Origin of the sequence: Actinomadura montaniterrae (assembly GCF_008923365.1) — a bacterium.
Lineage (GTDB): Bacteria > Actinomycetota > Actinomycetes > Streptosporangiales > Streptosporangiaceae > Spirillospora > Spirillospora montaniterrae.
Genome location: NZ_WBMR01000005.1, coordinates 107,109 through 116,843, shown reverse-complemented (window position 1 = coordinate 116,843; position 9,735 = coordinate 107,109). Strand labels below are relative to the sequence as shown.

Annotated in this window: 7 protein-coding genes; 1 reads left to right on the top strand and 6 read right to left on the bottom strand. The window is 74.6% G+C overall.

Annotation, left to right across the window (positions count from 1 at the left end; genetic code table 11):
• Both F9B16_RS03905 and F9B16_RS03900 read right to left on the bottom strand, forming a co-directional pair.
• On the bottom strand, positions 1–309 hold a 309-nt coding region (locus F9B16_RS03905; RefSeq protein ID WP_192808612.1), incomplete at its 3' end, for an AfsR/SARP family transcriptional regulator.
• Positions 310–386: 77 nt separating this feature from the next.
• Positions 387–2,519 carry an MMPL family transporter gene (locus F9B16_RS03900; RefSeq protein ID WP_151538414.1) on the bottom strand — a complete coding sequence of 711 codons (2,133 nt, stop codon included), beginning with the start codon at positions 2,517–2,519 and terminating at the stop codon, positions 387–389.
• Positions 2,520–2,628: 109 nt separating this feature from the next.
• Between F9B16_RS03900 and F9B16_RS03895 the strand changes: the two genes are divergently transcribed.
• Complete coding sequence (locus tag F9B16_RS03895; protein ID WP_151538413.1) at positions 2,629–2,961, top strand: cytidine/deoxycytidylate deaminase family protein; 333 nt, start codon at positions 2,629–2,631, stop codon at positions 2,959–2,961.
• 35 nt (positions 2,962–2,996) lie between these two features.
• Here F9B16_RS03895 and F9B16_RS03890 read toward each other — a convergent pair whose 3' ends face one another.
• The 4 genes from F9B16_RS03890 to F9B16_RS03875 form a co-directional block, all read right to left on the bottom strand.
• A complete protein-coding gene (locus F9B16_RS03890) occupies positions 2,997–6,638 on the bottom strand; it encodes a protein kinase domain-containing protein (RefSeq protein WP_151538412.1) in 3,642 nt (1,213 codons plus the stop codon).
• A gap of 163 nt (positions 6,639–6,801) precedes the next feature.
• Positions 6,802–8,088: a hemolysin family protein gene (locus F9B16_RS03885; RefSeq protein WP_192808611.1), complete on the bottom strand. Its 1,287-nt coding sequence runs from the start codon at positions 8,086–8,088 to the stop codon at positions 6,802–6,804.
• The gene (gene ybeY / locus F9B16_RS03880; RefSeq protein WP_151538411.1) at positions 8,085–8,564 is read right to left on the bottom strand and encodes an rRNA maturation RNase YbeY; all 480 of its coding nucleotides are present in this window, start codon (positions 8,562–8,564) and stop codon (positions 8,085–8,087) included. The genes F9B16_RS03885 and ybeY overlap by 4 nt, the downstream gene beginning before the upstream one ends.
• On the bottom strand, positions 8,561–9,634 hold the full coding sequence (locus tag F9B16_RS03875; RefSeq protein WP_151538410.1) for a PhoH family protein: 1,074 nt from the start codon (positions 9,632–9,634) through the stop codon (positions 8,561–8,563). Before F9B16_RS03875 ends, ybeY begins: the two co-directional genes overlap by 4 nt.
• Positions 9,635–9,735: the final 101 nt, after the last annotated feature.

Here is a 9,735-nt window from a genome sequence, read left to right as displayed (position 1 = left end):
GGCGCCGTCCGGCAGCCGCAGGGCGTATCCGGGCGGCTCGGTGACCAGGATCCGGGCGGGCGTGCGGGGCGGTCGGCCGGGTTCGAGGACGCGCCGCAGGTGCGACACGAACGACTGGAGGCCGGCGGCGGCGCGGGGCGGGGCGGTGCCCGCCCAGAGGTCCTCGACGAGCCGGTCCGCGGGGACCATCCGGCCGTGCGCGGCGGCGAGCCGCGCGAGCACCGAGCGCCGGCGGGGGCCGCCCAGGTCGGCGGGCGCGCCCGCGACGTGCACGGCGAACGCCCCGAGGACGCGGACGGCGGTGGTCATGGCCCGATCAGCCTAACCGGGCCGTGACCGCCGCCGTGATCCCCTGCCGCTCCGGTGGGACCGCCGCCTCCGCGGTGCTAGCGCGCCGGGGCGGGCTCCCGCTCGTGCCCGGCGTCCGCCGCGTCCGGGGAGCCGTGCGGGCCGATCTCGGGCAGGACGCGGGCGAGCGGTTTCGGCAGCCACCAGTTCGCCCGTCCGAGCAGCGCCATCGCGGCGGGCACGAGCACCAGCCGGACGACCGTCGCGTCCAGCGCGACCGCGACGGCGAGCCCCACCCCCATCTGCTTGATGACCAGGCCCGGGTCGGCGGCGAAGCCGAGGAAGACCGCGACCATGATCAGTGCGGCGCTGCTGATCACCCGGCCCGTGGCGGCCAGCCCGGACGACACCGAGCCGCGCGCGTCGCCGTGCCGCAGCCACTCCTCCCGGACCCGCGACAGCAGGAACACCTCGTAGTCCATCGACACCCCGAACAGCACCGCGAACATCGGCAGCAGGATGAGCGACGACACCGGCACGCCGTGCGGGAGCCCGAGCAGGCCCGCTCCCCAGCCCCACTGGAACACCGCCGTCAGCACGCCGTAGGCGGCGCCGATCGACAGCAGGTTCATCGCGGCGGCCTTCAGCGGCGCGACCAGCGACCGGAAGACGAGCATCAGCATCACGAACGAGGTGGCGACGACCGCGCCGATCATCGGCCAGAGCCGGTCCGACAGCGAGCGCGACAGGTCCACGTACGCGGCGGTGAGCCCGGTGATCTCCGCGCCGGGCGGCAGGTCGTGCGCCCGGATCCGGTCGACGACCGCGGGCGCGCGCTCGTCCTGCGGCCCGTACCGCGGCGTCGCGACGAGGACGGCCGCGTCACGGCCCGGGGACAGCTGCGGCGGCGTCACGCTCACCACGCCGTCGGTGCGGGCGATCCGGTCCCGCAGGGCGGGCAGCGTGTCCGCGCCGGTCTTCCGCAGGTCGACGGCGACGATCAGCGGGCCGTTGGCGCCGGGACCGAAGCCGTCGGCGACCAGGTCGTACGCGCGCCGGACGGTGTTGGACTCCGGTTCGCTGCTGGCGTCGCTCGGCCAGGTGCGCATCCCGAGCGCGGGCGCCGCGAGCGTGGTCATCAGGACGAGCCCGGCGAGCAGCCACGCCCACGGGCGGCGCCCGACGTGCTCGGCCCAGCGCCGCACGCGCGGCGAGTCCGCGTGGACCGTCGCGCCGGGGGCCCGGTCGCGGCGGCGCAGCACCCGGCGTCCGGCGAGGCCCAGCACCGCGGGCAGCAGCGTGACGGCGCTCGCGACCGTGAACGCCACGACGAGCCCGGTCGCGAACCCCATCGTCATGTAGACCGGGTTCCGCGACAGCACCAGCCCGCACAGCGCCAGCAGCACCGTGAACCCGGCGAAGATCACCGACTGGCCGGCGGTCGCGATCGCGCGTCCCGCCGCCTCGGGCACGTCCAGGCCCTCGGCCAGCCCCTCGCGGTGCCGGGTGAGGATGAACAGCGCGTAGTCGATCCCGACGCCGAGGCCCACCATGACCGCCAGCGTGGGCGCGGTCGTGGACACGTCGGTGAACGCGGCGAGCAGCGTCACCCCGGAGACGCCGGCCCCGAGCCCGGCGAGCGCGACCGCGAGCGGCAGCCCCGCCGCCACCACCGACCCGAACGCCAGGAACAGGACCACGAGCGCGGCCACGATCCCGACACCCTCGGCGACGCCGCCCGGCGCGGTCACGTTCTCCGGTACCTGGCCGCCGAACTCGATCTGGTACCCGGCGGCGTCCAGGTTCCGCGTCGCCGACTTCAGCCGGTCCACGGTCTCCTTCGGCGCCAGCTCGGTGACCTGCACCGAGTACCGGACGGTGAGCAGCGCGGTCCGCCCGTCCGGGCTCAGCAGCGCCGGATCGACCGCGCTGACGTGCGGGAGCGTGCGGAGCCGCGCCCCCGCGGCGGCCAGCGCCCCCGGATCGACCCGGCCGGTCCGCGCGTGCACGACGACCCGCGCGTCCGCGCCCGACAGCGCGGGGAACCGCTCCTCCAGCAGGTCCCTCGCCTTCTGCGAGCCGCTCCCGGACTGCGTGTAGTCGTCGTGCAGCGCGCCCCCGGCGACGCCCGCGAGACCGGCCATCGCGCCGACGAGGACCACCCAGACGGCGACGGACCGCCACGGCCGCATGGCCGCTGCCTTGCCGAGGCGGTAGAGCAGGCGGGACATGGCCCTCCCCCAGAACGGTGTGAATCCGACACCGCCCAGGCTCGCCCGGCCCGCTTGCCGCCCGGTTGCCGGTGACTTGCGGTCACCGGCGAGCCCGTACGCTGGGGGCGTGAGCGAGCTGAACGCCGAGGACGCGAAGATCATCACCCTGGCCCGGTCCGCCCGGGCGCGCGCGGGCTCCGCCGAGGGCGCCGCCGTCCGGGACGAGACGGGCCGCACCTACTCCGCCACGAGCGTGGACCTGCCGTCGCTGAAGCTGTCGGCCCTCAAGGTCGCCGTCGCGATGGCCGTGTCCAGCGGCGCCGAGGACCTCGAGGCCGCCGCCGTCGTCACCGCCGCCGGCACCGCCGACCCGGCCGACGTCGCCGCCGTCCGCGACCTCGGCCCGAAGGCCCCCGTCCTCGTGGCCGCCCCCAACGGCGACCTGCGCACCACCGTCTGAACGCGCCCGGCCCGGCGGGTGCGGTCTGACGGCCGCTAGCGGGAGAAGTCGAACTCCCAGTCCAGTTCCCACACGCGGACGACGCCGTTGTGGTCCAGCGAGGTCACGACGCGGCCGTTCCCGCTGAGGCCGAGGCCCTCCACGGAGGCGTCGTGGCGGCCCAGCACGCGCAGGCACTCGCCGGTACGGAGGTCCCACACCCTCACCTGGTCGTCCCGGCCGTCGGTGACGGCGAAGCGACCGTCGGCGGCGATCGCGGCGAACCAGGCGTCCACGCCTCCGGCGCCGGGGACGGGCAGGCCCTCGCCCGAGCGCAGGTCCCAGATCCACGCCGTCGCGTCGGCGCCCAGCGACAAGCCCCGCGTGCCGTCGGCGCAGACCGCGACCTTCCGCACGGATCCGCCGTGGCCGGTCATCGTGTGGAGCGCCTTGCCGGTCCGGACGTCCCACAATTGCACGGTCCCGTCCTGATGGCCCGACAGCAGCACGTCACCGTGGCCGCTCAGCGCCAGCGCGTCGGCGCCCCATCCGCCGCCGAGATCCGGCGGCAGGACGTGCAGGCGGTTTCCCGTCCGGGCGTCCCAGATGTGCGGGGCCCAGTGGTCGCCCGACGCGGTCGACACGACGCGGCTTCCGTCTCCGCTCAGGAGGAGCCGGCTGATCACGGTGCTGTGCCGTTCGGCGAGCCGGCAGACGATTTCGCCCGTCTCCGGGTTCCACACGCGGACGGCGCCGTCCTCCCCGCCTGAAGCGGCGACCCGGCCGTCGGCGCTCACCGCCACGGTGACCTCGCCGCCATGGCCGTCGAGCACGTGCAGGACGGCACCCGACTCCACGTCCCAGACGCGGACGGTGCCGTCCCGGCCGCCCGACAGCGCCAGCGGCCCATCACCCACGAGGGCGAGGCTGTGGACCGGACCCTCGTGTCCCGCCAGCGCGTGGCGCCGCTCGCCCCGCGCCAGGTCCCAGACCTGCACCGTCCCGTCCTCGCCTCCGGTCAGCACAAGGTGGCCGCCGTGACTCGTCGCAGGTGGGACGCGGGGTTCGCCCACGATCGCCGGGACGTCGCGGACCCACGCGTCCGACAGCGCGGCGCGCCGCCCGTCCCGCGCCACATCCTGCCAGCGATCGAGCAGCACGCGGTGCCGCCGATAGCCGGGAACAGCCCGGGCCCGGCGGATCTCGTCGGCTGCCGCGGCGAACCGGCCCTCGGCCATCAGCTCCGCCGTCCGGTCGAGCGCCCGGTCCACCACCCCGTCCTCGCGGAGCCGGTCGGCGGCCTCGCGCGGGAGCGGGTAGCTCCAGGGCGCCGCCGGGCCCGGCACCGGCATGTCCCACAGGGCGACCTCGCCCTCGTCGTCGCCGATGAGGGCGCGGCGTCCGTCGGGACTCAGCGCCGCCACCATCGCCCGCTCCGGTGTCGGCCAGGAGCGCAGGCGCCGCCCGGTGCCGAGCTCCCACAGCTCCATGGCGTTCTGGTCGCAGCAGATCGCGAACCGCCCGTCGCCGCTCACGGCGAACTCGTCCCCGAGGCCGCCCGGACGGTTCACGGTGCGGACCTCCCGGCCCGACTCCCGATCCCAGATCCGCACCCGCGCCCGGTGGTCCGTCCCCTCCTGGGTGACGACGGTCCCGCCGTCGGCGCTCATCGCGGCCATGAAGGACGGTTCGCCGAACGTGCGCAGCACCCCGCCCGTCCGGGTGTCCCACGTGTGCGCGACACCGGTCTCCGCGTCGCGGCCGAAGGCGACCTCGCCGTCCCGGTCGACGTCCACCGAGGCGAAGTGGGCGTAGGACGTGCCGTGCCCTTCCGCCAGCCGCCGCAGGCACCGGCCGGTGGACGCATCCCATACCCGGACGGCCCCATCGCCGTGCACGGTCGCCACAAGGCGAGCGTCCGCGCTCATCGCCACGTCCACGGTGGGCACGTACGGCAGGGAGCCACCGATGAGCGCCCCGATGAGGCCCCCGGGACCGCTGACGTCCATTCCCGGACCGGCGGTCAGCTCGTGGGAGAGCCGTCCGGCGCGCAGGTCCCAGATCTGCGCGGGGCCATCGTGCCCGCCGAACACCGCGCGGCCGCCCTGCGCGTCGACCGAGATCGCCCGCACGCCGTACTCGGCTCCCGGCGTCCTCAGGGTCCGGACGCGGCGCGGCCCGCCCCTGCCCGGCATCAGGAACCGGCGCCCGGCGAGATCCCACACGTGTACCTTCTCGTCCTCGCCCGCCGATAGGCCGAACCGGCCGTCCCCGCTGAACGCCACGGCGTTCACCGGCCCGTCGTGCCGCTTCAGGACCCGGGGCGCGCCGGGCCGGGGCACGGCGCCCGCCCGCTCCAGCGCGGCGGTGACCTCCGGGACGTCCGGGGCGGCCCGTCCGGCGGCCAGCAGCGCCTCCTCGGCGGCCTCCGGATCACCGCGCTCCAGGTGCAGCAGGCCCAGCAGGTAAGCCGGCTCCCATTCCCCGGGATGCGCCGCGCGGACCTCCTCCAGATCGGCGACCACCTCCGCGTCGGTCCGCTCGCCGGTGCGCCAGAGGTGCAGGCCGCGGTTGTAGGCCACGTGCGGGTTGCGCGGATCGGCCTCGGCGGCGCGCCGCCACAGCGCCTCGGCCTCGTCGCCGCGTCCCAGGTCCAGCATCGACAGGGCCTGGTTCGACAGCTCGTCGGCCAGCCGTACGGCCGTCAGCGGCTCCGGCCGGGGGTACGGCTCGCCGACGGCCTCGGCGTAGACCTTCGCGACGGCGTCGGCGATCCGGCCCATGTCCCTGGGCCGATCCTCCGGCGCCGGAGCCAGGCAGTCCCGCAGCAGGGCGACCAGGCCGCCGGGCATCGCGGGGATGGCGGCGAGCCGTTCGTCGGTCTCCCCGGCGAACGCCGCAGCCTCGGCGCCGGCCTCGGCGAACGCGGCGAACACCTCGGCGCCGACCTGCCCGGCCGGGCACGGGGGATGCCCGACGAACATCTCCAGCACGGTCAGCGCCCACGACCACGTGTCGGTCGCCCGCGTCAGCCTCGGCCGGGGCCCGCCGGACTCCCGCATCCGCTCGGCCGCCTCGGCCTGCTCCGGCGAGCAGTACGCCGGGGTCATCCCCCCGTACCCGGCCAGCAGGCTCGCGCCGGGCGGAACGGTGACGTCCTCCCCCGCGGCGGCACGCGCCCCGGCCAGCCCGAAGTCGGTCACCTTGGCCGTCCCGTCCCCGTCCAGCAGCACGTTCGCTGGCTTGACGTCCTGATGGACGTGCCCGGCCCGGTGCGCGTGCTCGAGCCCCCGCGCGGTCTGGGCCGCGACGTCCAGGACGCGGCGCAGGGCCGCCCGCCCGCCGCCGGCGTACAGGCGCCCGTCCCGCACCGCGTCGGCGAGGCTGCCCCCGTCCAGCCACTCGGCGAACACCCGCGGAACGCCTCCGAGGGTCCGCACGTAGACGCATTTCACCGTGTTCGGATGCGCGCCCAGCCCCACCCACGTCGCCGCCTCGGCTTCGAACTCCCGCAGCCCCCGTCCCGCCGCCACGAGATCGGGGCGGGGCACCTTCACCGCCAGCTCGACGTTCCACCCGCGGTGCAGGACCCGGTAGACCACCCCCATCCCGCCGCTGGTGATCACGTCGCGGACCTCGTACAGCCCCAGGATCACCTCACCGGGCCGCCAGACCAGCGCAACGTCCTCATCCGCCACCGGACCGCACCCCTCCCGCCGAAGCCGTCACCCGACCACCCAACAGCCTGCACCCCTGCCGAATCCAGGAAAAAGCACACTGACCCGGTCACCCGAAACGAGATTCAGAGGTCAGACACCCCAGAAGCGAGCGCAGCGGGGGTTCCGGGGGGCGCCCCCTGGATCAGCCCAGCCGGCGGACGAGGACGGTGCCGACGCGGTTGCGGCGGCCGGCGATCGTCTCGGCCTTCAGGGACAGGACGGGGGGCTCGCCGTCGGCGGGGCCGACCTCGGCGGTGGAGCCCTCGATCGGGACGCGGCCGAGGGCGTGCGCGAGCAGGCCGCCGACCGTCTCGACCTCCTCGGCGTCCAGCTCGACGTCGAACAGCTCGGCGAGATCCTCCACGGGGAGCCGGGCGGTGACGCGGGCGGCGCCGTCGTCGAGCCAGGACACCGGCGGGATCTCCCGGTCGTACTCGTCGGTGATCTCGCCGACGATCTCCTCCAGGATGTCCTCGATGGTGACGAGGCCGGCGGTGCCGCCGTACTCGTCGATCACCACGGCGAGGTGGATCTGGCGGGCCTGCATCTCGCGCAGCAGCTCGTCGATCGGCTTGCTGTCGGGGACGTACGTCGCGTCCCGCATGACCGAGCCGACGGTCTCGACGGCCTCGCCGGCCGGGTTCTCCTGGCTGCGGCGGACGACGTCCTTCAGGTAGGCGATGCCGACGACGTCGTCCTCGTTCTCGCCGACGACGGGGATGCGGGAGAAGCCGCTGCGCAGGGCGAGGGACATCGCCTGCCGCAGGGTCTTGCCGCGCTCGATGAACACGATGTCGGTGCGGGGCACCATCACCTCGCGGACGAGGGTGTCGCCCAGCTCGAACACCGAGTGGATCATCTGCCGCTCGTCGGGCTCGATGAGGCTGCGCTGCTCGGCGAGGTCGACGAGGTCGCGCAGCTCCGCCTCGGACGCGAACGGGCCCTCGCGGAAGCCGCGGCCGGGAGTGAGGGCGTTGCCGAGGGCGATCAGCAGCCGGGGCAGCGGCCCGAGCACCCGGGTGACCGGGTGGATCACGGCGGCGCCGGCCAGCGCGATCCGGCCGGCGTGCTGGATGCCGAGCGTGCGGGGCCCGACCCCGATCACGACGTAGCTGACCACGATCATGATCGCGGCGGCGACGACGTAGGCGCGCCACGTCTCGTCCAGCCAGGAGATGCACAGGTCCGCGACGATCACGGTCGCGACGAGCTCGCAGCCGATCCGCAGCAGCAGGACCATGTTGACGTACCTGGCCGGGTCGGCGACGACCTCGGCGAGCTTGCCGGCGCCGCGCCGGTTCTCCCGGACGAGCTCCTCGACGGTGACCCGGGAGACGCGGGCGAGCGCGGTCTCCGCGCCGGCCAGCAGGCCCGCCATCAGGACCAGGCCCACCGCCAGGGCGGACAGCCACCCCTGGGCGGTGCTCATCGGCGGCCGCGTTCCTCCCGCCAGGAGGCGAGCAGCCCGGCCTGCAGGCCGAACATCTCCTTGTGCTCCTCCGGCTCGGCGTGGTCGTAGCCGAGGAGGTGCAGGATGCCGTGCGTGCACAGCAGTTCCAGCTCGTCCTCGGTGGCGTGCCCCGCCTCCTTCGCCTGCTTCTCGGCGACCGACGGGCACAGCACGACGTCGCCGAGCAGGCCCGGGTCGGTCTCGCCGTCCTCGTCGGCGCCGCCGGACATGTGGCCGGGGCGCAGCTCGTCCATCGGGAACGACAGCACGTCGGTGGGGCCGGGCTCGTCCATCCACTTCTCGTGCAGCTCGGTCATCGCGGCCTCGTCGACGAACAGGATCGACAGCTCGGCGAGGGGGTGGACGCGCATGCCGTCGAGGACGTGCCGGGCGAGGGCGGCGATGCCCTTCTCGTCGACCGCGGCGCCCGACTCGTTCAGCACCTCGATGCTCACTGCCGGCCCCGCTTGCGCTGCGCGCCGCGGCCGTTCGCACCCTGCTTGAACTCCGGCACCCGCGTCTCGTCGTACCGGTTGTAGGCGTCGACGATGTCGGTGACCAGCTTGTGCCGGACGACGTCGCGGCTGTCCAGCCGCGAGAAGTGGATGTCCTCGACGCCCTCCAGGATGTCCTGGACGACGCGGAGCCCGCTGAGCTGCCCGTTCGGCAGGTCGACCTGGGTGACGTCGCCGGTCACGACGACCTTCGACCCGAACCCGAGCCGGGTGAGGAACATCTTCATCTGCTCGGGCGAGGTGTTCTGCGCCTCGTCGAGGATGATGAACGAGTCGTTCAGGGTGCGGCCCCGCATGTAGGCGAGGGGGGCGACCTCGATGGTGCCGGCGGCCATCAGGCGCGGGATCGAGTCGGGGTCGACCATGTCGTGCAGCGCGTCGTACAGCGGCCGCAGGTACGGGTCGATCTTCTCGTAGAGCGTGCCGGGCAGGAAGCCGAGCCGCTCGCCCGCCTCGACCGCCGGGCGCGTCAGGATGATCCGGTTGACCTTCTTGTCCTGCAGCGCGCGGACGGCCTTGGCCATCGCCAGGTAGGTCTTGCCGGTGCCCGCCGGGCCGATGCCGAACACGATCGTGTGCTTGTCGATCGCGTCGACGTAGCGGCGCTGGTTCAGCGTCTTCGGCCGGATGGTGCGGCCCCGGCTGGACAGCACGTCCAGGGTGAGGACCTCCGCCGGGCGCTCGCCGCCCTCGCCGCGCAGCATCGCGAGGCTGCGCTCGACCGCGTCGGGCGTGAGCTGGGTGCCGTTCTTGAGCAGCTCCAGCATCTCGGTGAACAGCCGGGACGCGAGGTCGGTCTCGCCCTCCGGGCCGGTCACGGTGATCTCGTTGCCGCGGACGTGCACGTCGACGGCGCTGCCGAACGCGCGCTCGACCGCGTGCAGGAGCTCGTCCCGGGAGCCGAGCAGGCTCACCATCGAATGGTCGTCCGGCACCACGATCTTGATCTGGGAGCGCGCGCCGTCGTCACGCCCCGTCCGAGTTGACCTCGTGTGAGTTGATTCGACCATCAGCCGGGCCTTGCGGCCTCTCCGACCTGCCTTCTGTTCGCTCCGGGTGTCCTGGGTTGCGTTTCCATGGTACTGGGCGGCCCCGACGGAACGCCGCCGCT